The sequence below is a fragment of the Klebsiella sp. BIGb0138 genome, assembly GCF_004342285.1.
In the GTDB taxonomy this organism is placed as follows: domain Bacteria; phylum Pseudomonadota; class Gammaproteobacteria; order Enterobacterales; family Enterobacteriaceae; genus Klebsiella.
Genome location: NZ_SMCV01000003.1, coordinates 170,197 through 196,001 on the forward strand (window position 1 = coordinate 170,197; position 25,805 = coordinate 196,001).

At 56.0% G+C, this 25,805-nt stretch carries 26 protein-coding genes; 9 read left to right on the plus strand and 17 right to left on the minus strand.

The features are described 5' to 3' along the window. Positions 1–681 carry a YafY family protein gene (locus tag EDF73_RS08885; RefSeq protein WP_132728398.1) on the plus strand — a complete coding sequence of 227 codons (681 nt, stop codon included), beginning with the start codon at positions 1–3 and terminating at the stop codon, positions 679–681. Between the two features lie 84 nt (positions 682–765). On the opposite strand, the gene EDF73_RS08890 is transcribed toward EDF73_RS08885, so the two are convergent. Both EDF73_RS08890 and EDF73_RS08895 read right to left on the minus strand, forming a co-directional pair. After that, positions 766–1,650, minus strand: coding sequence for a nucleoside-specific channel-forming protein Tsx (locus EDF73_RS08890; RefSeq protein ID WP_132728400.1), 885 nt, complete (start codon positions 1,648–1,650; stop codon positions 766–768). A 294-nt stretch (positions 1,651–1,944) separates the two neighbouring features. Continuing rightward, positions 1,945–2,487: a DUF3251 domain-containing protein gene (locus EDF73_RS08895; protein ID WP_132728402.1), complete on the minus strand. Its 543-nt coding sequence runs from the start codon at positions 2,485–2,487 to the stop codon at positions 1,945–1,947. A 148-nt stretch (positions 2,488–2,635) separates the two neighbouring features. Here EDF73_RS08895 and nrdR point away from each other — a divergent pair, with 148 nt between their 5' ends. From nrdR to pgpA, 6 genes are all read left to right on the plus strand, one after another. Further along, positions 2,636–3,085, plus strand: coding sequence for a transcriptional regulator NrdR (gene nrdR / locus EDF73_RS08900; RefSeq protein WP_132728404.1), 450 nt, complete (start codon positions 2,636–2,638; stop codon positions 3,083–3,085). A 3-nt stretch (positions 3,086–3,088) separates the two neighbouring features. Further along, positions 3,089–4,192 (plus strand): bifunctional diaminohydroxyphosphoribosylaminopyrimidine deaminase/5-amino-6-(5-phosphoribosylamino)uracil reductase RibD, encoded by a 1,104-nt coding sequence (ribD, locus tag EDF73_RS08905; protein WP_132728406.1) that lies wholly within the window; start codon positions 3,089–3,091, stop codon positions 4,190–4,192. An 86-nt stretch (positions 4,193–4,278) separates the two neighbouring features. Beyond that, a complete protein-coding gene (gene ribE / locus EDF73_RS08910; RefSeq protein ID WP_132728408.1) occupies positions 4,279–4,749 on the plus strand; it encodes a 6,7-dimethyl-8-ribityllumazine synthase in 471 nt (156 codons plus the stop codon). Between the two features lie 21 nt (positions 4,750–4,770). Beyond that, complete coding sequence (gene nusB / locus EDF73_RS08915; protein ID WP_004858621.1) at positions 4,771–5,190, plus strand: transcription antitermination factor NusB; 420 nt, start codon at positions 4,771–4,773, stop codon at positions 5,188–5,190. A 76-nt stretch (positions 5,191–5,266) separates the two neighbouring features. Beyond that, positions 5,267–6,241 (plus strand): thiamine-phosphate kinase, encoded by a 975-nt coding sequence (gene thiL, locus EDF73_RS08920; protein ID WP_132728410.1) that lies wholly within the window; start codon positions 5,267–5,269, stop codon positions 6,239–6,241. After that, a complete protein-coding gene (gene pgpA, locus EDF73_RS08925) occupies positions 6,234–6,737 on the plus strand; it encodes a phosphatidylglycerophosphatase A (protein ID WP_165905682.1) in 504 nt (167 codons plus the stop codon). Before thiL ends, pgpA begins: the two co-directional genes overlap by 8 nt. Positions 6,738–6,806: 69 nt before the next feature. Here pgpA and EDF73_RS08930 read toward each other — a convergent pair whose 3' ends face one another. From EDF73_RS08930 to xseB, 4 genes are all read right to left on the minus strand, one after another. Continuing rightward, complete coding sequence (locus EDF73_RS08930; RefSeq protein WP_132728414.1) at positions 6,807–7,781, minus strand: aldo/keto reductase; 975 nt, start codon at positions 7,779–7,781, stop codon at positions 6,807–6,809. A gap of 64 nt (positions 7,782–7,845) precedes the next feature. Next, positions 7,846–9,708: a 1-deoxy-D-xylulose-5-phosphate synthase gene (gene dxs, locus EDF73_RS08935; RefSeq protein WP_132728416.1), complete on the minus strand. Its 1,863-nt coding sequence runs from the start codon at positions 9,706–9,708 to the stop codon at positions 7,846–7,848. 18 nt (positions 9,709–9,726) lie between these two features. Then, positions 9,727–10,626 carry a (2E,6E)-farnesyl diphosphate synthase gene (gene ispA, locus EDF73_RS08940; protein ID WP_132728418.1) on the minus strand — a complete coding sequence of 300 codons (900 nt, stop codon included), beginning with the start codon at positions 10,624–10,626 and terminating at the stop codon, positions 9,727–9,729. Further along, positions 10,627–10,869, minus strand: a complete 243-nt coding sequence (xseB, locus tag EDF73_RS08945) for an exodeoxyribonuclease VII small subunit (RefSeq protein WP_132728420.1) — start codon at positions 10,867–10,869, stop codon at positions 10,627–10,629. 287 nt (positions 10,870–11,156) lie between these two features. On the opposite strand from xseB, the gene thiI reads away from it, so the two are divergent. After that, positions 11,157–12,605: a tRNA uracil 4-sulfurtransferase ThiI gene (thiI, locus tag EDF73_RS08950; protein ID WP_132728421.1), complete on the plus strand. Its 1,449-nt coding sequence runs from the start codon at positions 11,157–11,159 to the stop codon at positions 12,603–12,605. 67 nt (positions 12,606–12,672) lie between these two features. Here thiI and yajL read toward each other — a convergent pair whose 3' ends face one another. Further along, positions 12,673–13,266, minus strand: coding sequence for a protein deglycase YajL (gene yajL, locus EDF73_RS08955; protein ID WP_132728423.1), 594 nt, complete (start codon positions 13,264–13,266; stop codon positions 12,673–12,675). Next, complete coding sequence (panE, locus tag EDF73_RS08960; RefSeq protein ID WP_132728425.1) at positions 13,229–14,140, minus strand: 2-dehydropantoate 2-reductase; 912 nt, start codon at positions 14,138–14,140, stop codon at positions 13,229–13,231. The genes yajL and panE overlap by 38 nt, the downstream gene beginning before the upstream one ends. A 199-nt stretch (positions 14,141–14,339) precedes the next feature. Between panE and EDF73_RS08965 the strand changes: the two genes are divergently transcribed. Next, positions 14,340–14,831: a YajQ family cyclic di-GMP-binding protein gene (locus EDF73_RS08965; protein WP_004858653.1), complete on the plus strand. Its 492-nt coding sequence runs from the start codon at positions 14,340–14,342 to the stop codon at positions 14,829–14,831. Positions 14,832–14,900: 69 nt separating this feature from the next. Here EDF73_RS08965 and EDF73_RS08970 read toward each other — a convergent pair whose 3' ends face one another. The 9 genes from EDF73_RS08970 to EDF73_RS09010 all read right to left on the minus strand — a co-directional run bounded on the left by EDF73_RS08970 (position 14,901) and on the right by EDF73_RS09010 (position 25,578). After that, positions 14,901–16,265, minus strand: a complete 1,365-nt coding sequence (locus tag EDF73_RS08970; RefSeq protein ID WP_132728427.1) for an MFS transporter — start codon at positions 16,263–16,265, stop codon at positions 14,901–14,903. A 156-nt stretch (positions 16,266–16,421) separates the two neighbouring features. Further along, positions 16,422–17,600: a Gfo/Idh/MocA family oxidoreductase gene (locus EDF73_RS08975; protein ID WP_132728429.1), complete on the minus strand. Its 1,179-nt coding sequence runs from the start codon at positions 17,598–17,600 to the stop codon at positions 16,422–16,424. A gap of 611 nt (positions 17,601–18,211) precedes the next feature. Beyond that, the gene (gene cyoE / locus EDF73_RS08980) at positions 18,212–19,099 is read right to left on the minus strand and encodes a heme o synthase (protein ID WP_004858694.1); all 888 of its coding nucleotides are present in this window, start codon (positions 19,097–19,099) and stop codon (positions 18,212–18,214) included. 11 nt (positions 19,100–19,110) lie between these two features. Continuing rightward, positions 19,111–19,440 (minus strand): cytochrome o ubiquinol oxidase subunit IV, encoded by a 330-nt coding sequence (locus EDF73_RS08985; protein ID WP_132728431.1) that lies wholly within the window; start codon positions 19,438–19,440, stop codon positions 19,111–19,113. After that, positions 19,440–20,051 (minus strand): cytochrome o ubiquinol oxidase subunit III, encoded by a 612-nt coding sequence (locus EDF73_RS08990; protein ID WP_004129790.1) that lies wholly within the window; start codon positions 20,049–20,051, stop codon positions 19,440–19,442. Before EDF73_RS08990 ends, EDF73_RS08985 begins: the two co-directional genes overlap by 1 nt. Then, positions 20,041–22,032 (minus strand): cytochrome o ubiquinol oxidase subunit I, encoded by a 1,992-nt coding sequence (gene cyoB, locus EDF73_RS08995; RefSeq protein ID WP_132728433.1) that lies wholly within the window; start codon positions 22,030–22,032, stop codon positions 20,041–20,043. The genes EDF73_RS08990 and cyoB overlap by 11 nt, the downstream gene beginning before the upstream one ends. A 19-nt stretch (positions 22,033–22,051) precedes the next feature. After that, positions 22,052–22,999 (minus strand): cytochrome o ubiquinol oxidase subunit II, encoded by a 948-nt coding sequence (cyoA, locus tag EDF73_RS09000; protein ID WP_132728435.1) that lies wholly within the window; start codon positions 22,997–22,999, stop codon positions 22,052–22,054. A 480-nt stretch (positions 23,000–23,479) separates the two neighbouring features. Continuing rightward, the gene (gene ampG, locus EDF73_RS09005) at positions 23,480–24,955 is read right to left on the minus strand and encodes a muropeptide MFS transporter AmpG (RefSeq protein ID WP_132728437.1); all 1,476 of its coding nucleotides are present in this window, start codon (positions 24,953–24,955) and stop codon (positions 23,480–23,482) included. A gap of 44 nt (positions 24,956–24,999) precedes the next feature. Beyond that, positions 25,000–25,578, minus strand: coding sequence for a lipoprotein (locus EDF73_RS09010; RefSeq protein ID WP_132728439.1), 579 nt, complete (start codon positions 25,576–25,578; stop codon positions 25,000–25,002). Positions 25,579–25,805 lie beyond the last annotated feature (227 nt).

Here is a 25,805-nt window from a genome sequence, read left to right on the forward strand (position 1 = left end):
ATGACCCGACGCGCCGATCGTTTATTTCAGATAGTACAAATTCTGCGCGGCAGGCGGCTGACGACGGCCGCGCTGCTGGCGGAGCGGCTCGCCGTGTCGGAGCGCACGATCTACCGTGATATTCGCGATTTATCGCTTTCCGGCGTTCCGGTCGAAGGGGAGGCCGGCAGCGGCTACCGGCTGATGTCGGGCTTTGATCTCCCGCCGCTGATGCTGACCCATCGTGAATCGGAAGCGCTGATGGTGGCTATCCGTGTGCTTAAAACCTGGGGCGGCGATTCGCTGTCGCGAGAGCTGGAGTCGGCGCAGGAAAAGGTGCTGGCAATTTTGCCGGAAGAGAGCCGTCGCAAGGCGGAGCAGACGCGGATTTTTGCCCCGGATCTCGGCAATCAGCCCTATTCCAGAAGTGATTTTGATCTCATCCACCAGGCGATTTCTGCGCAGCGGGTGCTGGCACTGGATTACCGTGACGAGGCCGGGCAGCGGTCGCAGCGGGAGGTGATGCCGCTGGGTCTGTTCTTCTGGGGCGAACGCTGGATGCTGGTGGCCTGGTGCGAACTGCGCAACGACTATCGCTGTTTTCGCCTCGACCGCTGTCTGCGGATCGTTGCCACGGAGCGGCGTTTTCGCGAAGGTGCCGACCGTTCATTGAGCGATTTTTTACGTAAGGTGAAGTGTTAAGCCTGGTCTGGCGGGGCAGTCTTATTGCCGGGAGCGGCTTTTTTCCGGCGGCGCGGCGCCGCCGGATTTTATCGTCAGGCAGGATTAGAAGTTGTAGCCGACAACAAAGTAACCACCCCAGCCGGTAGAACGGACGTTGAAGTCGCCGTCGCCGAAGTTCAGCTTAGCGTCGTCTGCCCATTGGCCGCCGTTGTGGAAGTAACGTGCTACGACAGAGTAGTGCCAGTGATCATAGTTCAGCGCCAGGATGTGGCTGGAAGCGATGGAGTTGCTGCTACGCGCGTGCTTACCGTTCAGGTCGTAGAAGTTGTCATCGCCCAGATCGGAACCCCAGTCAAAGTTGGTGAAGCCGATATAGCTCAGCGAGCCGCCCCACAGGTCGGTCAGCGGAACAAAGTATTTCACTTTGAAGCGATAGCCATCCCACTCGTTTTCGTTGGACGCGCCATAGTTCTGCCACTGGTATTTCGCATACACGTTCAGGGACAGGCTCATCGGCAGGCCGGTATCGATGTCGGTACCCAGACCCATGTACCAGGTGCTCTGGCGACCGGAGGCGTTACGACCCATATCGTAGATATAGTTGTTGGCGAAATACCACTCTTTGAACGGACCAAAGCTCAGATCGGTATTGGTCAGTTTGTCGATGGAGAAGCGCGGTTCAATTTCCATAAACAGTGGTGAACCGTGGTTCCAGATACCTTTCGCGTCGGTGTTACCGCCAAAGAATACTGGCGCATCCATGTAACCATAAAAATCGAACCAATCTTTCTTGGCGAACGCTTCGTATTCCAGGTAGGTATCGTTACGGATCTGCGGCCCAAAACGCGTGTGGTAGCTACCCACCACGTTTACACTCTGGTGCCACCAGTCAGACAGGTACTGCGGTTTGTCGTTTTCTGCCGCGCCAGCAGTGAACGATGTGGACAGCGCCAGAACGGCGCCTGCTGCCAGTAATGTTTTTTTCATAATGATGCCACTGTTTAAATTAAGCCAAAAGGCGTGAGAAACGTTGCCGAAGCGTTGCTAAATATTTCGTATTTCTGTGGGGGTCTATTATAGAAATCATTGCTCACAAAAATACGTGTTGTTTCACAGAACAGAAACATACGTAATCGATTGCGTTCACGATTCTATGCATTTCTTGACAAAATGCCACTGAAATTCATCAGTGCGGCCAATTTTTACTGAACCGAACGGAAAAATTGTGAATGAATTTTCGCGGGGGAGGGCCGGATGTCAGCGACACCCGGCGACAGCGCTTTACTGCGGGTTGGCGGGCTGGATATCGTGAATGCGCACGAAGCCGAGCCGATCCGGCGTGACGCCGTTCAGGCGCAGCGGGATGTCCACATCGCTGGGGGCCAGAGTGCTGGCGGGCGCGCTGATCAGCTGATCCTGAACGTTCACTTCCTGATAGTTTTCCGTCGTGCCGCTGAGCTCACCGGAGGCGACGGTGGCGCTAAACGCCGGTAGCGGATCGTTCGATTCACCCTGAATACGTAACGTCAGGCGAGTGCCGCCCGCGTCAGGGGTGATATCACGTAGCGACATCCGCAATGTCCCGATTTGGCTTTGCAGGCGCGCCGGGGTTCTGGCGCCGGGCAGGAGATAGACGCCGCTGCTGGACTTTGCGTTCAGGGCGTTTTGCTGGGTAATCTTCACCGTTTGCTGATTAAGCTGCGTCATCTCTTTGCTCAACGTACTCACGCTTTGGTCCATCTGGCGAACTGCACTTTGCTGGGCGCAGGCGCTGAGGGTAAAGAGACTCGCCACAATGGCCAGCTTAAAATAACGTCTTGTCATGGTAGGGGATTCCGTTAACAGAGAATAATTAATGGTAGCCAGTTCAGATTAACCAGGCATAGATCCTTTGTCTCAAAAGCTCTTTCTTTGTTGTCGGGTCACTTCGCGGTAAACTACCCGTCAGTTTAACTTCCTGTCAGGACGCGCTATGCATTGCCCTTTCTGTTTCGCCGTAGATACCAAAGTGATCGACTCTCGTCTGGTGGGTGAGGGCTCTTCTGTGCGTCGTCGGCGGCAGTGCCTGGTCTGTAATGAACGTTTCACCACCTTTGAGGTGGCAGAGCTGGTAATGCCTCGGGTGATCAAGAGCAACGATGTGCGGGAACCCTTCAATGAAGATAAGCTGCGTAGCGGGATGCTGAAAGCCCTGGAGAAACGTCCGGTCAGCGCTGACGATGTTGAAATGGCGCTCAACCATATCAAGACGCATTTGCGCGGCACCGGCGAACGCGAAGTGCCCAGCAAAATGATCGGCAACCTGGTGATGGAACAGCTGAAGAAGCTCGATAAAGTGGCCTATATTCGCTTTGCTTCGGTCTACCGCAGTTTTGAAGATATTAAAGAATTCGGCGAAGAAATCGCCCGCTTACAGGATTAAGCCATGCATGACGAAATGTACATGGCGCGAGCGCTCAAGCTGGCGCAGCGCGGGCGTTTTACGACCCATCCGAACCCGAATGTCGGCTGTGTGATCGTGAAAGACGGTGACATCGTCGGGGAAGGTTTTCACTATCGCGCCGGTGAGCCGCATGCGGAAGTGCATGCGCTGCGCATGGCCGGCGACAAGGCCAAAGGGGCGACCGCCTACGTAACGCTGGAGCCCTGCAGCCATCATGGCCGTACGCCGCCCTGCTGCGAAGCGCTGATTGCCGCGGGCGTCACCCGCGTCGTTGCCGCGATGCAGGATCCTAACCCGCAGGTGGCGGGGCGCGGTCTGTATCGTCTGCAGCAGGAAGGAATTGCGGTCAGCCATGGCCTGATGATGGGCGAAGCTGAAGCGCTGAATAAAGGCTTTCTCAAGCGGATGCGCACCGGATTCCCTTATGTTCAGCTCAAAATGGGCGCTTCGCTGGATGGGCGCACGGCGATGGCCAGCGGCGAAAGCCAGTGGATCACCTCGGCGCAGGCGCGGCGCGACGTACAGCGTCTGCGCGCCCGGAGCCATGCTATTTTGACCAGCAGCGCCACCGTTCTGGCGGACGACCCGGCACTGACCGTGCGCTGGGAAGAACTGGACCCCGATACCCAGGCGCTGTACCCGCGGGAAAACCTGCGTCAGCCGCTGCGGATCGTCATCGACAGCCACAACCGCGTCACGCCGCAGCACCGCATTGTGCAGCAGGCGGGAGAGACTCTTTTTGCCCGTACCCAGGCTGACGATCGGCAATGGCCGGAAAACGTGCGCACCCTGCAGATCCCGGAACATAACGGCCACCTTGATCTGGTGTTATTGATGATGCAGCTTGGCAAACAGCAGGTGAACAGCATCTGGGTGGAGGCGGGGCCGACGCTGGCCGGCGCGCTTTTGCAGGCGGGGCTGGTGGACGAGCTTATCGTCTATATTGCGCCTAAACTATTAGGCAGTGACGCGCGCGGGCTATGCGAGCTGCCGGGCCTTGAGAAACTGGCCGCAGCTCCCCATTTCAAATTCAATGAGATACGTCATGTAGGCCCGGATGTTTGCCTGCATTTAGTGGGCGCATGATCTCCCTGGTCGAAAGGGAAGCAGCGCACAAATTATTATGATAAAATCCGCCCCCCTGCGGGGCCATATGAACCCGAAGGAAGAGTATGAACATTATTGAAGCTAACGTTGCTACCCCGGACGCTCGCGTCGCCATCACCATTGCGCGTTTCAACAACTTTATCAATGACAGCCTGCTGGAAGGGGCGCTTGACGCACTGAAGCGCATCGGTCAGGTAAAAGATGAAAATATTACCGTTGTGTGGGTTCCAGGCGCGTATGAGCTGCCGCTGGCGGCTGGCGTACTGGCAAAAACCGGTAAATATGACGCGGTTATTGCGCTGGGTACGGTGATTCGTGGTGGTACCGCGCACTTTGAATATGTGGCTGGCGGAGCAAGCAATGGCCTCGCTCATGTCGCGCAGGACAGCGAAATCCCGGTAGCCTTTGGTGTTCTGACCACAGAAAGCATTGAACAAGCCATCGAACGCGCTGGCACCAAAGCCGGTAATAAAGGCGCAGAAGCTGCGCTGACCGCGCTGGAAATGATTAACGTATTGAAAGCCATCAAGGCCTGATTTTTTTGTAAGGGGAATTCCGTGAAACCTGCTGCTCGTCGCCGCGCCCGTGAGTGTGCTGTCCAGGCGCTTTACTCCTGGCAGTTGTCCCAGAACGACATCGCCGATGTTGAATACCAGTTCCTGGCGGAACAAGATGTTAAAGATGTCGACGTTCTGTATTTCCGCGAACTGCTGTCCGGAGTGGCGACTAACAGCGCATACCTCGACGGCCTGATGAAGCCGTACCTGTCCCGTCTGCTGGAAGAGCTGGGCCAGGTGGAAAAAGCGGTACTGCGTATCGCCCTGTTCGAGCTGTCAAAGCGTGACGATGTCCCGTACAAAGTGGCGATCAACGAAGCTATCGAACTGGCGAAAACCTTCGGCGCCGAAGATAGCCATAAGTTTGTTAACGGCGTGCTGGACAAAGCAGCCCCGGCAATTCGTCCCAACAAAAAGTAAACTCCAGGCCGGGTCTCGCGGGATGTCATCCACGCAGGGTCCGGCCTTATTCTTTTCTTTTGCTGAGGCATAACGTATGGCATGCGGCGAATTCTCCCTGATTGCCCGTTATTTTGATCGCGTAAAAAGCAGGCGTCTCGATGTAGAAACCGGCATCGGCGATGACTGCGCTCTCCTGAATATTCCCGATAAAAAAACGCTGGCAATCAGCACCGACACCCTGGTGGCGGGCAACCATTTCTTACCTGATATCGATCCTGCAGACCTTGCCTATAAGGCGCTGGCGGTCAATCTGAGCGATCTCGCTGCGATGGGCGCTGAACCGGCGTGGCTGACGCTGGCGCTGACGCTACCGGAGGCGGACGAAGCGTGGCTGGAGTCGTTCAGCGACAGCCTGTTCATGCAGCTTAATTATTACGATATGCAGCTGATCGGCGGTGATACGACCCGCGGTCCTCTGTCAATGACCCTGGGTATTCACGGTTTTGTGCCGCCGGGACGCGCCCTGAAGCGCTCCGGGGCGAAACCCGGCGACTGGATTTATGTTACCGGCACCCCCGGCGATAGCGCCGCGGGGCTGGCTATTTTGCAGGATCGGCTGGTGGTGGAATCGGCGGCCGACGCCGATTATCTGCTGGCGCGCCATTTACGCCCGCTGCCGCGGGTACTGCAAGGTCAGGCGCTGCGCGATCTGGCCAGCTCGGCTATCGATCTTTCCGACGGCCTGATTGCCGATCTCGGCCATATCCTGAAGGCCAGCGGCTGCGGCGCGCGGATCGATCTCGACGCGCTGCCGCTATCCGATGCGCTGCTGCGCCAGGTTGCGCCGGAGCAGGCGCTGCGCTGGGCGCTGGCGGGCGGCGAAGACTATGAACTGTGCTTTACCGTCCCGGAGCTGAACCGCGGCGCGCTCGATGTGGCAATCGGCCAGCTCGGCGCGCGCTTTACCTGCATTGGGCAGGTGGGAGCCGAAGCGGACGGTTTGCAGCTGCTGCAGGCCGGCAAGCCGGTTCAGCTGGATTTAAAGGGGTACGATCATTTTGGTGCGTAGTAAAGATGTGGCAAAAAGCCGGCTCAATATGCTTAATCCCTGGCATTTGCTGGCGACCGGTTTTGGCAGCGGTTTAAGTCCCGTCGTGCCCGGTACGATGGGCTCGCTGGCGGCGATTCCGTTCTGGTATCTGATGACCTTTCTCCCCTGGCAGCTCTATTCGCTGGTGGTGATGATGAGCATCTGTATCGGGGTCTATATCTGCCATCGCACGGCGAAGGATATGGGCACCCACGATCACGGCAGCATCGTCTGGGATGAATTTGTCGGTATGTGGATAACCCTGATGGCGCTGCCGACCCTCGACTGGCAATGGGTGGCCGCCGGGTTCGCGATCTTCCGTATTTTCGATATGTGGAAACCGTGGCCGATTCGCTGGTTTGACCGCAATATTCACGGTGGGATGGGAATTATGGTCGACGATATCGTCGCCGGGGTGATTTCCGCAGGGGTGCTGTACGTGATTGGCCACCACTGGCCGATCGGCCTTTTCTGATGCCGGTACTCCGGCGGCGTTACGCAACCGGAGTGTCGTTCCCCGGGCGGGTCGCCCGGGGCGGCAATATCATTTAAAGCCGACAATCGGGTGCGGCTGGTACGGCGCTTCCAGCTTCGCCACCTGCTCGGGGGTTAGCGTTAAATCCACCGCCCCCAGCAGTTCGTCGAGTTGCTCCTGGCGGGATGCCCCGACGATCGGCGCGGCGACGCCGGGTTTGCTCAGCAGCCAGGCCAGCGCCACCTGCGCGCGGTTGGCTCCCAGTTCTTCCGCCACGTCGGCAAGATTCTGCGCAATCTGCGCATCGTTTTCATCGGTGGCGCTGTAGAGCGTTTTGCCAAACTCATCGGACACCAGACGCGCGGTGGTTTCGCCCCACGGGCGGGTTAAGCGGCCCCGCGCCAGCGGACTCCACGGGATCACCGACACGCCGGCGCGCCGGCACAGCGGCAGCATCTCGTTTTCTTCCTCGCGATAGATCAGGTTGTAATGATCCTGCATGGTTACAAAGCGCGCCCAGCCGTTACGCTGCTGCAGCTCGAGGGCCTGGGCAAACTGCCGGGCATGCATCGATGAGGCGCCGATATAGCGCGCTTTACCCGCTTTTACCACCTCATCCAGCGCTGCCAGCGTCTCTTCGATCGGCGTGGTGTAATCCCAGCGGTGGATTTGCAGCAGGTCGACATATTCCATGCCTAAACGTCGCAGGCTGTCGTCGATAGAACGCAGAATTTGCCCGCGGGAGAGGCCTTCCGGCAGATCGCCGACCTGGTGATAAACTTTGGTGGCCACCACAACCTCATCGCGACGGGCGAAGTCGCGCAGCGCGCGGCCGACGATCTCTTCGCTACTGCCGTCTGAGTAGCTGTTGGCCGTATCGAAGAAGTTGATGCCGCCTTCCAGCGCGCGCTGAATCAACGGGCGGCTACTCTCTTCAGGCAAGGTCCAGGCGTGTTTACCCCGATCCGGCTCACCAAAGGTCATGCAGCCGAGACACAATCGGGAAACCCGCAGGTTGGTTGATTCTGGCGTGATGTATTGCATTGATATGCTCCTGCTATGCGCTAAAAAAGGTTTCTTTTAAGCATAGCAGGAGCCGTTGCGAGGGTTATGCGAGCCAGGCCGTGATTTTGGCTTCGATGCCGGCGGCATCAAGTCCGAGATCGGCACGCACTTCTTCCTGAGTCCCCTGCGGGATAAAGAAGTCCGGCAGGCCGATATTCAGCACCGGAACCGCGCGGCGGTGCGCCATCAGTAGCTCGTTCACTCCGCTGCCCGCGCCGCCCATAATGGCATTCTCTTCCAGGGTCACCAGCACGTCGTGTTCGCTGGCCAGCTGCAAAATCAGAGCATGGTCCAGCGGCTTCACGAAACGCATATCGACCAGGGTGGCGTTGAGTTTTTCCGCCACCTGGGCGGCTTCCGGCAGCAGGGTGCCGAAGTTGAGGATCGCAACTTTTTCGCCGCTGCGCTTAACGACGCCTTTGCCGATGGGCAGCGAAGCCAGCGGTTCCAGCGTGGCGCCGGTACCCGTACCGCGTGGGTAGCGGACTGCGCTGGGACCGTCGTTATAGTGATAGCCGGTATACAGCATCTGGCGGCACTCGTTCTCGTCGCTTGGCGTCATGATCACCATTTCCGGGATGCAGCGCAGGAAGGAGAGATCGAAGGCGCCCTGGTGCGTTTGCCCATCGGCGCCGACGATACCGGCGCGGTCGATGGCGAACAGGACCGGCAGCTTCTGGATGGCAACGTCGTGAATCACCTGATCGTAGGCGCGCTGCAGGAAGGTGGAGTAAATCGCCACCACCGGCTTATAGTCACCGATCGCCAGCCCGGCGGCGAAGGTGACCGCGTGCTGCTCGGCAATTGCCACATCGAAATACTGGTCGGGATATTTCCTGGAAAACTCGACCATGCCGGAACCTTCGCGCATGGCCGGGGTGACCGCCATCAGCTTGCGGTCCTGCGCCGCCGTTTCGCACAGCCAGTCGCCGAAAATTTTCGAATAGGAGGGCAGGCCGCCGCTGCTTTTCGGCAGCACGCCGCTGGTGTGATCGAATTTAGGCACCGCGTGGAAGGTAATCGGGTCCTTTTCCGCCGGCTCATAGCCGCGACCTTTTTTGGTCATAATATGCAGGAACTGCGGCCCTTTCAGGTCGCGCATATTTTTCAGCGTGTTAACCAGACCGAGCACATCGTGGCCGTCTACCGGGCCGATGTAGTTAAAGCCCAGCTCTTCAAACAGGGTACCGGGAACGACCATCCCTTTGAGATGTTCTTCGGTGCGTTTGAGCAGCTCTTTAATCGGCGGTACGCCGGAGAAGACTTTCTTCCCGCCTTCGCGCAGGGTCGAGTACAGCTTGCCGGAGAGCAGCTGCGCCAGATGATTATTCAGCGCGCCGACGTTCTCGGAAATCGACATTTCGTTGTCGTTGAGGACCACCAGCAGGTCGGGTTTAATATCGCCGGCGTGGTTCATGGCTTCAAAGGCCATGCCAGCGGTAATGGCGCCATCGCCGATGACGCAGACCGCGCGACGCTGCTTGTCTTCTTTCGCCGCGGCAATCGCCACCCCAATGCCTGCAGAAATGGAGGTCGATGAGTGGCCGACGCTCAGGACGTCATATTCGCTTTCGCCGCGCCACGGGAACGGATGCAGCCCGCCTTTCTGCCGGATGGTGCCGATTTTATCGCGGCGCCCGGTCAGAATTTTATGCGGGTAGGCCTGGTGGCCGACGTCCCAGATTAAACGGTCAAACGGGGTATTATAGACATAGTGCAGCGCCACGGTCAGTTCGACCGTGCCGAGGCCGGAGGCAAAATGCCCGCTGGAACGGCTGACGCTGTCCAGCAGGTAACGCCGTAGTTCGTCGCACAGTTTCGGCAGGCTATCTTTCGGCAACAAACGCAACTCCTGGGTGGAATCCACCAGCGCCAGGGTCGGGTATTTGGCAATATCAAAACTCATCAGAGACTCATTTATTGTTTATTTATCGCGCTGAATTATGTAATTCGCGAGCGCTTCCAGTGCCGTAGTATCCAGAGATTGCGCGGCCAGGTCATTGAGCGACCGGCGGGCGTCTTCTATCAGGTCATGCGCTTTTTTGCGGGCTTGCTCCAGTCCCAGAAGCGCGGGGTAAGTGCTTTTGCCTAACTGCTGGTCGGCTCCCTGACGTTTGCCAAGGGTCGCAGTATCCCCTACCACGTCAAGAATGTCATCCTGGACCTGGAAGGCGAGACCGATATTTTGCGCAAAGCGATCGAGCGCCGGCAGGGCCGTACGGCCGCGTTCACCCGCGCTGAATGCTCCCATGCGCACCGCCGCGCAGATGAGCGCGCCGGTTTTATGGCGATGGATACGCTCCAGCGCCTGCAGGTCTACCTGCTGGCCTTCTGCTTGCAAATCCAACGCCTGTCCGCCGCACATGCCGGCCACGCCGCTGGCGTGCGCCAGCTCGGAGACCATCGCCAGGCGATCGCTGTCCGGCACTTCGGGCATTGGCGCATCACTCAGTATAGAAAACGCCAGCGTTTGTAGCGCGTCTCCGGCGAGAATTGCGTTCGCTTCGCCAAATTTAATATGGCAGGTCGGCAAACCGCGACGCAGATCGTCATCGTCCATGGCGGGCAGATCGTCATGCATCAGAGAGTAAGCATGTATGCATTCGACGGCGGCGGCCGGCGCATCCAGCGTCGTGCGGCTGACGCCGAACATCTCGCCGGTGGCATAAACCAGGAAGGGGCGCAGGCGTTTGCCGCCTAATAATGCGCCATACTGCATAGCTTCAACCAGTGGAGTGTTCTGAAAAGGCAGCGGTGCGAGAAAACGGCGCAGCGCCTCGTTGGCCTGTTCAACACAAGTCTGTAATTGTTGCGAGAAATCCATTTATTCAGCGTCCGGCGTAAAAGGCGTTAGCGGGCTATCCTCACTGTCGGCCAGCAGAATTTGTACGCGCTGCTCGGCCTGCTGCAGTTTGCTCTGCCCCTGACGCGCGAGCTGCACGCCGCGCTCAAATTCGCTGAGCGCCTCTTCTAACGGCAGAGCGCCGCTTTCCAGACGGTTAACAATCTGCTCCAGCTCGCCCAGGGCGGTTTCAAAGCTGGCCGGGGCCTCATTTTTCTTTGGCATAGTGAATATAGACTCTTGTAATGTCGCGACACCAATATGGTAACCAGGTCACGTGGTTAAGCAAATATACACGTCATTCTTTCGCGGCGCCGTAGCCGATGGTGGCAACCCGCGGCGCGCGCCTGCCGCCTTGAGCGAACCTGAATGATTTTGTGTAAAACGCGCAATGCGAGGCGTAATGCACTCAATGGTGATATACTGCGCTCCCTGGATGCAGGCACCGCGGTGCACTGCAGTACAACTTTTGCTTAAAGCCCCATCGGGCTTGCCAACGAACTATTGTCGCCATGAAGTTTATCATTAAATTGTTCCCGGAAATCACCATCAAAAGCCAATCCGTGAGATTGCGCTTCATTAAAATCTTAACCGGGAACATTCGTAACGTTCTCAAAAACTATGATGAGACGCTTGCCGTCGTTCGTCATTGGGATCATATCGAAGTTCGCGCGAAAGACGAAAATCAGCGTCCGATTATTCGCGACGCGCTGACCCGAATCCCAGGTATCCACCATATTCTGGAAGTCGAAGACGTTCCGTTCACCTCCCTGCACGATATTTTTGAGAAAACGCTGCCGCTGTGGCGCGAGGCTCTGGAAGGCAAAACCTTCTGCGTGCGCGTAAAACGTCGTGGTAAGCATGAATTTACCTCTATCGAGGTGGAACGCTACGTCGGCGGCGGCCTGAACCAGCATATTGAAACGGCGCGCGTGAAGCTGACTGACCCGGATGTTACGGTCAATCTGGAAATTGAAAACGATCGTCTGCTGCTGGTGAAAGGGCGTTATGAAGGGATCGGCGGCTTCCCGATCGGCACCCAGGAAGACGTGCTATCGCTGATTTCCGGCGGTTTCGATTCCGGCGTGTCCAGCTACATGCTGATGCGTCGCGGCTGTCGCGTGCACTACTGCTTCTTTAATCTCGGCGGCGCGGCGCATGAAATCGGCGTTCGCCAGGTGGCGCACTATCTGTGGAACCGCTTCGGCAGCTCCCACCGCGTGCGCTTCGTGGCGATTAATTTCGAGCCGGTAGTGGGCGAGATCCTCGAAAAAGTCGACGACGGCCAGATGGGCGTGGTGTTGAAACGCATGATGGTCCGCGCGGCATCGAAAGTGGCCGAGCGCTACGGCGTGCAGGCGCTGGTTACCGGCGAAGCGTTGGGCCAGGTCTCCAGCCAGACCCTGACCAACCTGCGTCTGATCGACAATGTCTCCGATACGCTGATCCTGCGTCCGCTGATTTCTCACGATAAAGAGCACATCATCGACCTGGCGCGGGAAATCGGTACCGAAGATTTTGCCCGCACCATGCCGGAGTATTGCGGCGTGATCTCGAAGAGCCCGACCGTGAAAGCGGTGAAGGCGAAGATTGAAGCGGAAGAGGAAAATTTCGACTTCAGCATCCTCGATAAAGTGGTTGAGGAGGCGAATAACGTGGATATTCGCGAAATCGCCCAGCAGACCCAGCAGGACGTGGTGGAAGTTGAGACCGTGACCGGGTTTGGCCCGAACGACGTGATTCTCGATATTCGCTCTATTGACGAGCAGGATGATAAGCCGCTTAAGGTAGAGGGTGTCGACGTGGTTTCCTTACCGTTCTACAAGCTGAGCACCAAATTTGGCGAGCTTGACCAGAGCAAAACCTGGCTGCTGTGGTGTGAGCGTGGCGTGATGAGCCGTCTGCAGGCGCTGTATCTGCGCGAGCAGGGCTTTGAGAACGTGAAGGTTTACCGCCCGTAAAGCGCGAACAATCACGGTCATCCCGGATAAGGCTCTCCTGCCTTGTCCGGGCGACCGCCTCGGCAAATCAGGCTTCGTAGTAGTTATAAATTCCCGCCGCCATCACCAGCTGTGAAGCGACCTCATGGGCCTTTTCGCGACTCACCAGCAGGTCGATCATTTTAAGTGCAAAATCAATCGATGTTCCCGGCCCCTGGCTGGTGAGCAGGTTGACCCGTGGGTCCCAGACCACACGCTTATCCTGCCACTGTTCGGCGGGGATCTGCTCCTTCAACGCCGGAAAGCCGGTCATATTGCCGATCGGGAAAAGATTATGCGGAACCAGCACGGTAGCGGCAGCCGCGCAGATCGCGGCGACAATCCGCCCGGAGAGATGAAACTGCCTGACCGTCTCTACCAGCAGCGGGCTATCGCGGAAGTATTCCGCGCCCTTAATGCCGCCGGGAAGGACGATCATGTCATAGTCACCGTCAGCGACTTCGACCAGCGGCGCATCGGCCAGCAGTTTGACCCCCCGCGAGCAGACGATGGTCAGGCCGCCATCGCTGGCGACGCTGGCGGTGGTAACCTGCACGCCGCCGCGAACTAATAAATCCATCGTGGTGACCGCTTCGGTCTCTTCGCTACCAGGGGCGAGGCAAATCAGTGCCGACGCGCTCATATTCATTCTCCTTATGCTTTACCAGTTCAAACAAGCGGGCGTTTTCCGGTACGGCAAGGCCGTGGGCGCGGGCGCGCTTCAGCAGAAAACCGGTGATATAGTCGATTTCCGTGTGTCGCTGCGCGCGAATATCCTGCAACATCGAAGAGATATTTTCTGCCGTACTTTCAATTACCTGATGGACATAAAATAGCAGGTTTTCTGCTGAAGTATGAATACCTTCGCGCTCCATGACCGCGGCTACCTCGCCACAGAGGGTGGCTACCTCCTGCGGATAGTCGCGTAAATCGCCGTTGCGGCACTCTTTTAGCGCGGTCAGCGGGTTAATCACGCAGTTGACCGCCAGCTTGCTCCACGCGGCCGGGCGGATATTATTGTGCCAGGCGACATCCGGCAGGAGGCTTTGCAGAATATCGGCAAGGTAGCTGTAATCCTCGGGATACTCTTTTGCCGGGCCGATATGGGTGGTGCCGTTGGCAACATGAACGATAACGTTGCCGTCGCGGCGCGCGGCCTGGGTGGTTGAGCCCAACAGCAGCGGCTGCCGGACGCCTTTGAGTTCATCGACGGTGCCCATGCCATTATGGATAAGCAGAATCGGCGATGTCACGGGCAGAGTTTCGGCGAGATTTTTTACCGCGTTGGAGACCTGCCAGGCTTTTAACGTTACCAGCAGCAGGTCGCTGCTGGCGAGAAAATCGGGATCGTTAGCGGTTAACGATTCATTAAAAATAGTGCCGTCCGTCTCGATCAGGTTGACGCTACAGAAGGGTTGTGGAACCCGTAGCCAGCCCTGGACTTCATGTCCGTGTTTGCACAGCGCGGTGAGCCAGAGTTGCCCCAGTGCACCGCATCCGAGTACGGTTACTTTCATTATTCCTCCTCACCTGCGACTACCTCAGGCATTCATAGCTAAAGTATATACTCGTTGTTCTGACGGCTGCAGCCCTCTCATCTGCGCCCTGGCCGGGCATTGAGCAGGGCATCATCGGCTATGCTTGCCGGATAACCAGTTGAGTTATGTCGCGTTGCGGGTATTATGCAACGCAAAAGAAACAGAAGGAGAGGAAAAGATGCCATCTTTCGATATTGTCTCTGAAGTCGATCTTCAGGAAGTTCGAAACGCCGTAGAGAATGCGACCCGTGAAGTGGAGTCGCGTTTTGATTTTCGTAACGTTGAAGCGAGCTTCGAACTGAACGAAAAAAACGAGACCATCAAGGTCCTCAGCGAATCTGATTTCCAGATTAACCAGCTGCTGGATATTCTGCGCGCTAAGCTGTTAAAACGCGGCATTGAAGGCAGTTCTATCGAAGTGCCGGATGAGTTCGTGCACAGCGGGAAAACCTGGTTCGTCGATGCCAAACTGAAGCAGGGGATTGAGAGCGCGACGCAGAAAAAAATCGTCAAGCTGATCAAAGACAGCAAGCTGAAGGTGCAGGCGCAAATTCAGGGCGAAGAGATTCGCGTCACCGGTAAGGCGCGCGACGACCTGCAGGCGGTTATGGCGCTGGTGCGCGGCGGCGACCTGGGACAGCCGTTCCAGTTCAAAAACTTCCGCGACTAAGCCGGGTCTGCGCAGGCGTATCATCTGTAAACGTCGGCCAATAAAAAAGCGGGGAGTTCCCCGCTTTTTTTATACCCCTTTGATGGCCTGCTCAATTTCAAAGCGGTTGGTCACCTTGCTGTCGATTTTGATATACACCGAACGTTCGTCGGGCACCACCAGAACCTGTTTGACGCCATCTGTACTCTGCAGACGCTCCTGCAGCGCGCGATCGGCCACCACATCATCGGGAATTTCGACCCGCAGGCTGCTGACGTACGGCGGTTCGCTCATCGTCCCGGCAACCAGCAGCCACAGCATCGCCAGCAGCGCGCCGAGCAGGAACACGGTTTGGGAATCAAAGAAACCATCAACCCAACCGCCGAGTGAGCCGCCAATCGCTACCCCAAGGAACTGGCTGGTCGAATAGATGCCCATGGCGGTCCCTTTGTAGCCGGCCGGCGACTCTTTGCTGATTAAGGAAGGCAGCAGCGCTTCCAGCAGGTTAAAGGCGAGGAAGAACAGCTGAACGCCCGCTACCAGCTCCCAGAAATAGCCGCCTGCGCCCCACAGGACAATTTCGGCCACCAGCAGCAGCGCGACGCAAAACAGGAACACGTGTTTCATCTTGCGCTTCACTTCGGCATAGATGATAAACGGCACCACTGAGACAAAGGAAATCAGCATGGTGACCAGGTAAATTTTCCAGTGTTCGGCGGCGGGGAAACCGGCGGCCTCCAGCTGACCAGGCAGGGCCACAAAGGTGGACATCAGCATGATGTGCAGGCACATAATGCCGAAGTTAAGCTTCAGCAGCTTTGGCTCGGCAAGGACTTTGCTAAAGCAGCCTTTGACCATCCCTGATTCACGGTTCAGCACATGATTATGGCTGTTGGGCACCACCCATAGCGTCAGCAGGATACCGATCGCCGCCAGGATGGCGATCATCCAGAACAGCGCGTGCAGGCCCAGCTGATGGGTGATAATCGGCCCCAGCACCATGGCGATAGCAAAAGTGACGCCGAAGCTGACGCCGATAAAGGCCATCGCCTTGGTGCGGTTCTGTTCGCGGGTTAAATCGGAGAGTAGCGCCATGACCGCTGCGGCAATGGCGCCGGAACCCTGCAGCGCGCGGCCGAGGATGATGCCCCAGATGGAGTCGCTCAACGCCGCGATAACGCTGCCGATAACGAAGATCAACAGGCCGCCGACGATCAGCGGCTTACGACCAATGCGGTCGGAAAGCAGGCCGAACGGAATTTGAAATACCGCCTGAGCCAGACCATAGATACCGATAGCGAGGCCAATTAGCGCCTCGCTGGCGCCCTGTAGCGCCATGCCATAGGTGGTCAAAACCGGCAGAACCATAAACATGCCGAGCATACGCAGCGAGAATACGGTCCCCAGACCCCAGGTTGCGCGCAGTTCACCTGGCGTCATTTTGTTATCGTTCATTACCACCTCAATCTAAAAACTGCGACTAGTGTAGTGGTGGCAGCCAGAAGCGTAAATAAATGTTTGTTTAACAGATATTACGGCTGTGTTGCATGATGAGATAAGCGCGGAAGGAACACAGAAACCAGTGGAGAGACCCCCACTGGCCTACGGCATTTATTGTAAATTGAAGTCCACCCACTGGCTGCCGGCGTCGGCGGATTTCACGCACTGTTCTACCCAGTATACCCCGTGCAGGCCCGCCTCAACGTCCGGGTACCAGAAGTTTTGCAGAAACTCGCGATCGCCCCGATCCATCGCATCGATGGCTATCGCATAGCGCCGGTAGAGGTTTGCCCACGCCTCAAACAGCCCCTCCGGGTGGCCGCCTCCGATACGATCTTCGGCTAACGCTTCGGCGCTCAGATAGGGCATGCCGCGTTCGAGAACGCGGGCCGGTTCACCCTGCACCTCGTAGCTTAGCTGATTAGGACGTTCATCCCACCACTCAATGCTCGCCTTTTCACCGACGATACGCACCTTTTGCGAATGCATTGCCCCGCTGTTCACCGCGCTGGTCCACATTGAGCCGATGGCGCCATTATCATATTCCATCAGCACAAAGGCGTTATCTTCCAGCGGCGCGCGTGATTGCACGAAGCTCTGGCGGGAACACATCAGACGGCGAATGTTGAGGTGCGGCGCCATCGTTTCGGCGACAAAGAGTGGATGCGTTGCCAGGTCGCCCAGCACGTAGCTTGGTCCGGCATACTTCGGCGTAACGCGCCAGCGGGTCGACTCCGCCTGCAGCTCGACGGCTTCATTATGAAAACCGTGGGCAAACTGCATATTGATAATTCGAATCTGCCCGAGCAGCCCGTCGGCAATCATCTGGCGCGCCTGCTGAATCATCTGATACCCGGCATAGCCATAGGTGACGCCGACGATTTTGTTATGCTTGATGCTCAGCTCCCGCAGCTGCTGGGCTTCCGCGGCGGTAAAGCAGAGCGGTTTTTCGCAGATGACGTGCAGTCCGGCTTCCAGCGCCGCTTTGGTGATGGCGAAATGGGTATTGTTCGGCGTGGTTACCGACACCACTTCAATACCGTCCAGGCGTAGCGCCTCTTCGCGGAACAGCGTTTGATAATCGGCGTAGCAGCGTTCCGGCGCGATCCCAAGCTGCTGACCAAACTGACGACCGCGCTCGGCATCGATATCGAGCGCGCCAGCCAGCAGGGTAAAGACATTATCGCGCAGCGCGGCCGAGCGGTGGCTGTAGCCGATCTGGCTGGTGGCTCCGCCGCCGACCATGCCCCAACGCAGGGAGCGGGACAGGGGTTTCATGCCGTTTAACATGGTGTTCTCCTTTAAATAAAAGAAACTACGGATGTCTGAAAAATTGCGAGCCACGCCGCTGCCGAAGAAGGAAGACGCCGATAGTCTCTTTCCTCATCAGGAACGCGCCGGTTCCAGCAACGGCACCTTATCCTGCAGAATGGCTTTGGTATTGAAAATTTCATTTTGTCATTATATGGAATTAAATTTTTATTTATGCGAGAGGGATCGAAAAATGATGAGGAACAGAGGTGTGCGATAAAATTTACTGAGTTAATGTTATGAAGATTTATCGTCTATTAAATCAGCGTATTAACCCTGTTTTTAGTGGTGCATTAAGCGGCGGGTAACAGGAAGATCGTAAATGTGAGGTGGCTTTTGAGTGGTTTTATATTTTCATTTTATTTTATTTTGAAATTTATTTTCTTTTTTACTGTCCTTTATGGGTAAAAAACAGCGACTGCATTGTACTGGGGCGGCTGGTCACGGCGCGCGTTCCCGGCGGCGAGATGATGGCGATAATGCTCCGGCGAGCACCGGGTTGCGCTATCGCTGACAGGCGATGCGGGTGAAGGGATGAAGAAACGGCAATAAAAAACCCCGCCTCAGCGGGGTTTGTCAGAGCGACAATCTTATCTGACGTAGGCCAGCAGATTGTGTGAATCCGGCACCATAAAGTCGACGGACATCATCACCGACAGCGCGGTAATGGCAACGATAGAAAAGACGAACAGCTTACGCGCCCAGACTTTATCATCCGCCACTTTGTAACCGCGCAGCGCCATCCCCAACCACCAGACGCTCACCGCGGCGGCGACCACCAGGTATTTATACCCGGCGTAGCCGCCCAGGGAGAGCATCAGCGTAGCGACGGCAAAAGCCACGATGTACAGCGTAATATGGTTTTTGGCCACGGAAATGCCTTTCACCACCGGCAGAACCGGAATGTTCGCCGCCTGATAATCCTTGAAGCGGAAAATCGCGATGGCGTAGGAGTGAGGCATTTGCCACAGGCTAAAGATAGCCAGCAGAATCGCCGCGCCGCTGTCAAAATTACCGGTCACCGCACAGTAGCCAATCACCGGCGGCGCGGCGCCGGAGAGAGAACCAATCAGCGTGCCATAGACGGAGTGGCGTTTCATGTACAGGCTGTAGACGCCGACATAAACCACGAACCCCATCACCCCCAGCCAGCAGGCCAGGGGATTAGCGCCGAACCACAGGAGCATGAAGCCAGCAATACCCAGCAAGGTGGCATATACCAGCGAAACTTGTGGCGAGATCAGCCCTTTGACCAGCACCCGGTTTTTCGTCCGTTCCATCTTACGATCGATGTCACGGTCGATGTAGTTGTTGAATACACAACCCGAGGCGACCACCAGGGACACCCCAAGGAGCGTCCATGCAAACAGCGGATAGTCGATGTGGCCCTTGGAGGCCAACAGGAAACCGCCGATCACGGAGATCAGGTTGCCAAAAATGATGCCAGGTTTCGTTACTTGCAGGTATTGCTTAAACATACACGCCGCTCTTAGTGCATCATCATGTTGTAATTCAGGTTCCACATAATCCAGATGGAGCCTACAACAACGATAGCAATGATGATTACGGTGAAGATAAATGCGGTCAGGTTCCAACCTTCGTCAGATTTGCTGTTCATGTGCAGAAAGTACACCAGGTGTACCACAATCTGCACAACAGCGGTGACCAGGATAGTCCCCAGAATAGCCGCATGCGATGCGGAGCCACTCATAACCATAGCAAACGGGATCACCGTCAGAATGATCGACAGGACAAAACCTGTCATGTAGCTCTTTACGCTGCCGTGAGAAGCGCCGTTATGATCGCTAGAATGACTCATTACATTGCCCCCATCAGATAGACAACCGAGAACACGCAGATCCACACTACGTCCAGGAAGTGCCAGAACAGGCTCAGGCACATGATACGGGTACGGTTAGTGTTGGTCAGGCCGCGACGAGAAACCTGTACCATCAGCACCGCCATCCAGATCAGACCGGAGGTCACGTGCAGACCGTGGGTGCCGACCAGCGCGAAGAACGCTGACAGGAAGCCGCTGCGATCCGGGCCCATACCTTCAACAATCAGGTGATGGAATTCATAGAGTTCCATCGCGATGAACCCTGCCCCGAAGAGGAAGGTCAGCGCCAGCCAGGAAACCACCTGGCTCTTGTTGTTTTTGTACATGGCGATAGCCGCCATGCCGTAGGTGATGGAGCTGAACAGCAGCAGCGCGGTTTCAACCAGAACAAACGGCAGTTCGAAAATATCTTTACCGGTCGGCCCGCCAGCAGTGCCGTTCACCAGAACGGCATAAGTTGCGAACAGAGTGGCGAAGATAATGCAGTCGCTCATCAGGTAGATCCAGAAGCCGAATACCTTCATCGGCCCTGTATCGTGGTGCCCGTGTTCGTGCGCGTGGGCATTATGCGCAAGAGTATCAGTTGCCATTTTTCAGCCCTGCTTTGTTAATCTCATCGAAATGCTGATTTTCCAGTTTTTCGACTTCTGCAACCGGCACGTAGTAATCCACGTCCTCGTCAAAGCTCTTAATAATCCAGGTCACCAGGATACCGACGAAGCTTGCAATCGCCATCCACCAGATGTGCCAGATCATCGCGAAACCAAACACCGTGGCAAAGGCAGCAATAACGATGCCCGCGCCGCTGTTTTTCGGCATGTGAATTTCTTCATAGCCAGCAGGTTTCTTGTACGCTTCGCCTTTTTCTTTCATTTCCCAGAACGCATCGCGCTCGTGGACCTGCGGAACGATGGCGAAGTTGTAGAACGGCGGAGGAGAAGAGGTTGCCCACTCCAGAGTACGGCCGCCCCACGGGTCACCGGTCAGGTCGCGGTTTTGATCGCGATCGCGGATGGAGACGTAGAACTGAGTCAGCTGGCAGATAATACCGCATGCAATCAGCGCCGCGCCGCATGCCGCAACAACCAGCATCGGGTGGAACTGCGGGTCAATCTGCTGGCTGAGACGACGGGTCATCCCCATAAAGCCCAGCACGTACAGCGGCATAAATGCCACGAAGAAGCCGATGATCCAGAACCAGAAAGCGCGTTTGCCCCAGGTTTCGTTCAGCGTGAAGCCAAAGGCTTTTGGCCACCAGTAGGTCAGACCTGCGAAGCAACCGAATACCACACCACCGATAATAACGTTATGGAAGTGGGCAATCAGGAACAGACTGTTGTGCAGGACGAAGTCCGCGCCCGGTACCGCCAGCAGCACGCCGGTCATACCACCAACAGAGAAGGTTACGATGAAGCCGATAGTCCACAGCATCGCTGAGTTGAAGACGATACGGCCCTGGTACATGGTAAACAGCCAGTTGAAGATCTTAACCCCGGTCGGGATCGCGATAATCATCGTCGTAATACCGAAGAAGGCGTTGACGTTCGCGCCCGCACCCATGGTGAAGAAGTGGTGCAGCCAAACGATGAACGACAGCACGGTAATACAAATGGTTGCCCATACCAGCGAGGTGTAGCCAAACAGACGCTTACGCGAGAAGGTCGCTGCGATTTCGGAGAAGACACCGAATACCGGCAGCACCAGGATATACACTTCCGGGTGGCCCCAGGCCCAAATCAGGTTGATGTACATCATCATGTTGCCACCCATCTCGTTGGTAAAGAAATGGGTGCCCAGGTAGCGGTCCAGGGTCAGCAGCGCGACGGTGACGGTCAGGATTGGGAAGGAGGCAATAATCAGGATGTTGGCGCACAGAGATGCCCAGCTAAATACTGGCATCTTGAACATCGTCATGCCAGGGGCACGCATCTTGATAATTGTCACGAAGAAGTTAATACCGGTTAACGTTGTACCGATACCGGAGAGCTGAAGCGCCCAGATCCAGTAATCGACCCCGACGCCCGGGCTGTACTCGATTCCCGACAGCGGCGGATAGGCCAGCCAACCGGTCTGCGCGAACTCACCGACGCCCAGGGACAGGTTAACCAGAATCACGCCGACAACGGTGAACCAGAAGCTCAGGTTGTTGAGGAACGGGAAGGCAACGTCGCGCGCACCGATCTGCAGCGGAACCACGAGGTTCATCAGACCGATAACAAACGGCATCGCTACGAAGAAGATCATGATAACGCCGTGGGCGGTAAAGATCTGATCGTAGTGGTGAGGCGGCAGGAAGCCTGCTTCCCCGGCCGAGGCCAGCACCTGCTGGCTACGCATCATAACGGCGTCAGCAAAGCCACGCAGCAACATCACGATTGCTACGATAACATACATGATACCGAGTCTTTTGTGGTCGACCGAAGTCAGCCACTCATTCCAAAGGTAGGACCACTTACCGAAGTAAGTGATTGCCGCCAGAAGCGCCAGTCCCCCAATGATGATTGCAGCCACCGTAATCACGATAATAGGTTCGTGGTAGGGCACTGCATCCAGTGTTAGTTTTCCGAACATCGTTTTCTTCCTCGGTCCCTTAGTGAGCGGTTTCCGCGTGGCTCATGTCCATGCCTTCCATCCCGTCGTGCGCCGCGTGCTCGCCTTCAGGTTGGGACATATCCATGCTCTTACCGTGAGACATAAATTTGTTAACAACATCTTTGAACAAATCAGGTTTCACGTTAGAGAAGTACTCCACTTTGTTGTATTCGCTAGGCGCAGCCAGTTTGTCGAAGGCAGCCATGGAGTCCATGGTGTTCGGTGACTGTTTCGCTTTCGCTACCCACTGATCGAATGTTGCACGATCCGGCGTGGCGATAGCTTTGAACTTCATACCAGAGAAGCCCGGGCCGCTATAGCTTGCGGAGATGCCGTCATAAGTGCCAGTTTCGTTCGCGATGAGGTGCAGCTGAGTCTGCATCCCGGCCATTGCGTAAATCTGGCTGCCTAAACGTGGGATAAAGAACGAGTTCATCACGGAGTTAGAGGTCACTTTGAAGTGTACCGGCACGTTCGCCGGGAAGGCGATTTCGTTGACGGTAGCAATACCCTGTTCCGGATAGATAAAGAACCATTTCCAGTCCATCGAAACAACTTCGATGACGATCGGTTTCTCTTCGTGAGCAAGCGGTTTGCTTGGCTCGAGTGCGTGAGTGGTTTTCCAGGTCAGAACGGCCAGGAACAGGATGATCAGAATAGGAACCGTCCAGACCACAGCTTCAACTTTGTTGGAGTGTGACCAGTTCGGGCTATACTTCGCATCTTTATTGCTCGCGCGATACTTCCAGGCAAATCCTACAGCCATCAAGACGGCGGGAATAACGACAATCATCATCAGGCCAAAGGCCGTCAGTATCAGAGAACGTTGCTCCAGTCCAATCTGTCCTTTTGGGTCAAGGAGCGCAGAATCACAACCACTGAGTAATACAGTACCTGCGATTAATGACATCCATCCCAAACTTTTATTGTATTTCCTAAGTCTCATTGAACGACCTCAATTCCACGGAATCTGGTGGCGCTTAAAGTGTACGGGCATTTTACGGGAAGGTTGCATTACTGTAAACATGATTGGAGCTGTGTCAGTTCTGTGTTAGCGGGTTCTGCTTGCTTTGTCACATATGTAACCGGGTGTGACGCAGACGCTTGCAAAGCCCGATATATGCAGGATCTATAACGAAAGCGATAAGAATTGATGGGCTTATAGGCTAATGAGCATAAACACCGGGAAAATAACACAACTAATTAACAATTAATTATCAAATAACAGACATCGCCAGCGGGAGATATTTAATCACTTTTGCTGAATCGGTTAAATTATTTAATGAATTGAATAAAAGGAGTCAATAATTTCCGAAAATGTTAAGCGCACAAAACAACAAATGAAAAATGCAGAATATAGAATCGTTAATAAGCCGTTATAATTACGTTGAGTGATTACAACGGCTAATAACATCCCGATCGGGCGCTAAATCAGCGCGGTCTTCCGCAAGGCCAGATAATCCAGCAGACTTCCGAGCACAATACCGCCTACGGCCGTTAACGCTGCGATCTCCAGCATGCCGGGCAGGAAGGAAAAGGCGGTGTAGTCCATGGCATTCAGCACCAGTAACAGTAGCCATATCGCCAGCATCAGGCACCCGGCCGCGAGGATCAATAGCGCCAGAGCGTAAGCCCGCGGGTAGTGCGTGCGTGGCATAAAGCTTTCGGTGCGCTGGGTGTGTTCCAGCGTGCGCCGACAGACCAGTAAAAGCACAATCCCCGGCACGGCCGCAATCACCGAGAAGAGATAAAAGGTTGGCCAGCCGTGCGCTTCGACAAACCAACCGGCAATCGGGCCGACATACACGCGCCCGACCGCCGATAGCGCCGACAGTAAGGCAAACTGGGTGGCGGAAAACGATTTATTGCACAGCGTCATTAACAGGGCGACAAACGCCGCGGTGCCCATCCCGCCGCACAGGTTTTCGAAAAATACCGCCGTCGCCATCGAATAAAGATGTTTATCGGTGATCGACAGCAGCCAGTAGCCGGCATTGGAGACGCCCTGCAGCACCCCGAAGATCAGCAGGGCGCGGAACAGGGTCAGACGCTGCATTAATACCCCGCCGTACAGCGCGCCAACAATGGTGGCGAAAAGTCCCAGCGTTTTATTGACCATCCCGACCTCTCCGGCATCAAAACCAACGCCGCGAATCAGGAAGGTGGTGGTCAGGCTCATGGCAAAGGCGTCGCCAAGCTTATAAAGGACAATCAACAGCAGGATCAGCCAGGCATTGTTACGCCCGAAGAAATCACGTAGCGGCGCCGCAACCGCCTGTTCGAGGCTCTTCGGTACCGGGATCACGTCGCTTGGTTCCGGTGCCAGCAGCGTAGCGATGATGCAGGGGATCAGCAGCGCGGCCATCAGCCAGTACATTCCCTGCCAGCCGAGCCAGCGATCGGCCAGCCATAGCGCCAGGCCGCCGGAGACCAGCATCCCGAGGCGATAGCCCAGCACGCTGATGGCCGCCCCTGCGCCGCGCTCTTCTGCCGGCAGGACATCGGTTTTCCATGCGTCAAAGACAATATCCTGTGACGCGGAACAGAAGGCGATGACCACCGCTAACGCGGCCATCCAGCGGAGCTGGCTGGCGGGCTCAAGGAACCCCATGGCGGCAATGGCGATAAGCAGCAGAAACTGGGTGGTCAGCAGCCAGCCGCGGCGGCGGCCAAGAAACGGCGGCGTGTAGCGGTCCATGACCGGCGACCAGAGAAATTTAAACACGTAAGCCTGGCCGACAAGCGAGAAAAAACCGATGGTTTTCAGATCGATATTTTCAACGGTCATCCACGCCTGCAGCGTGCCGGAAGTCAGGGCAAGAGGCAAACCGGAAGCGAAACCGAGGATCAGCAAAATGGCTGATTTAGGTTGCTGAAAAATGCGTAAGTAGTGGTTGGACATGGTTTATTGCGCCAACCCGACGTGAGGCCGGGTTGGCGAACGAATCAACGAGCGTTTTGCTTGATGAAATCGTGGATGCTGGTGTCCTGCGCCATATCGGCGATGGTGTCGGTCAGGACGCTGTTCACAGCATTGGCAATATTCTGGTTGGAGGCCTGGAAGGCGCCTTCAACAGAATAGCTTGCGCGATAGTTTTTAGTCATTTTGGTACCGTTCGCGGCAGTCGCGATGATGGCGATATCCGCCTTCGTGGCGATGTTGTAGCGCACGTTGCCCTGAGAAACATCGGCATACAGTTTGTTGACGATGATCTGCAGATCGACGGCGCCGTTCGGCCCAATCATATAGCCGCGGGCGGTCATTTGCTTCTCAAGCACTTCCTGCAGCAGGAAACGCAGGTCGCGGGAGGCGGTCAGCGTCACCTGCTGGTTATTGCGGGTCACTTTCGCCAACGCCTGGTCCGGACGCTGATCCGCGCCGTTGATGCTAACGGTGACGCCCATCAGGCTCGGGTCCTGCTGCGGCAGGCTCATTTTCGGCGATACATCAATGGTCGTCGGCGGCGTGGCGCATCCGGCCAGCATAAACAGCGCGACCAGCGGGAAAATAATTTTCTTAAACATGTTCAGGGTCTCAACGCATGGTGTTGTTATGAGGAAAATTCCCGCCATCATAACATCGCCAACGGCAAGGGGAAGTGGCAACGTATGTAAATTCATCGCGTTGTACATTTTATCGTCTCCCCCCATTTTTCTCGCGATTCAGGCGGGTGTTCTGGGGGACTCAGTGAGTAAACTCGATACTTTTGAATGAAAATATCAGAGGAATGCTAATTTTTTGTTGTTTTCCC

Bases quoted from the DNA above. Each gene is read 5' to 3' on its own strand.
- EDF73_RS08885 (WP_132728398.1), top strand. From the start codon at position 1: ATGACCCGACGCGCCGATCGTTTATTTCAGATAGTACAAATTCTGCGC.
- EDF73_RS08890 (WP_132728400.1), bottom strand. From the start codon at position 1,650: ATGAAAAAAACATTACTGGCAGCAGGCGCCGTTCTGGCGCTGTCCACA.
- EDF73_RS08895 (WP_132728402.1), bottom strand. From the start codon at position 2,487: ATGACAAGACGTTATTTTAAGCTGGCCATTGTGGCGAGTCTCTTTACC.
- nrdR (WP_132728404.1), top strand. From the start codon at position 2,636: ATGCATTGCCCTTTCTGTTTCGCCGTAGATACCAAAGTGATCGACTCT.
- ribD (WP_132728406.1), top strand. From the start codon at position 3,089: ATGCATGACGAAATGTACATGGCGCGAGCGCTCAAGCTGGCGCAGCGC.
- ribE (WP_132728408.1), top strand. From the start codon at position 4,279: ATGAACATTATTGAAGCTAACGTTGCTACCCCGGACGCTCGCGTCGCC.
- thiL (WP_132728410.1), top strand. From the start codon at position 5,267: ATGGCATGCGGCGAATTCTCCCTGATTGCCCGTTATTTTGATCGCGTA.
- EDF73_RS08930 (WP_132728414.1), bottom strand. From the start codon at position 7,781: ATGCAATACATCACGCCAGAATCAACCAACCTGCGGGTTTCCCGATTG.
- dxs (WP_132728416.1), bottom strand. From the start codon at position 9,708: ATGAGTTTTGATATTGCCAAATACCCGACCCTGGCGCTGGTGGATTCC.
- ispA (WP_132728418.1), bottom strand. From the start codon at position 10,626: ATGGATTTCTCGCAACAATTACAGACTTGTGTTGAACAGGCCAACGAG.
- xseB (WP_132728420.1), bottom strand. From the start codon at position 10,869: ATGCCAAAGAAAAATGAGGCCCCGGCCAGCTTTGAAACCGCCCTGGGC.
- thiI (WP_132728421.1), top strand. From the start codon at position 11,157: ATGAAGTTTATCATTAAATTGTTCCCGGAAATCACCATCAAAAGCCAA.
- yajL (WP_132728423.1), bottom strand. From the start codon at position 13,266: ATGAGCGCGTCGGCACTGATTTGCCTCGCCCCTGGTAGCGAAGAGACC.
- panE (WP_132728425.1), bottom strand. From the start codon at position 14,140: ATGAAAGTAACCGTACTCGGATGCGGTGCACTGGGGCAACTCTGGCTC.
- EDF73_RS08965 (WP_004858653.1), top strand. From the start codon at position 14,340: ATGCCATCTTTCGATATTGTCTCTGAAGTCGATCTTCAGGAAGTTCGA.
- EDF73_RS08970 (WP_132728427.1), bottom strand. From the start codon at position 16,265: ATGAACGATAACAAAATGACGCCAGGTGAACTGCGCGCAACCTGGGGT.
- EDF73_RS08975 (WP_132728429.1), bottom strand. From the start codon at position 17,600: ATGTTAAACGGCATGAAACCCCTGTCCCGCTCCCTGCGTTGGGGCATG.
- cyoE (WP_004858694.1), bottom strand. From the start codon at position 19,099: ATGTTTAAGCAATACCTGCAAGTAACGAAACCTGGCATCATTTTTGGC.
- EDF73_RS08985 (WP_132728431.1), bottom strand. From the start codon at position 19,440: ATGAGTCATTCTAGCGATCATAACGGCGCTTCTCACGGCAGCGTAAAG.
- EDF73_RS08990 (WP_004129790.1), bottom strand. From the start codon at position 20,051: ATGGCAACTGATACTCTTGCGCATAATGCCCACGCGCACGAACACGGG.
- cyoB (WP_132728433.1), bottom strand. From the start codon at position 22,032: ATGTTCGGAAAACTAACACTGGATGCAGTGCCCTACCACGAACCTATT.
- cyoA (WP_132728435.1), bottom strand. From the start codon at position 22,999: ATGAGACTTAGGAAATACAATAAAAGTTTGGGATGGATGTCATTAATC.
- ampG (WP_132728437.1), bottom strand. From the start codon at position 24,955: ATGTCCAACCACTACTTACGCATTTTTCAGCAACCTAAATCAGCCATT.
- EDF73_RS09010 (WP_132728439.1), bottom strand. From the start codon at position 25,578: ATGTTTAAGAAAATTATTTTCCCGCTGGTCGCGCTGTTTATGCTGGCC.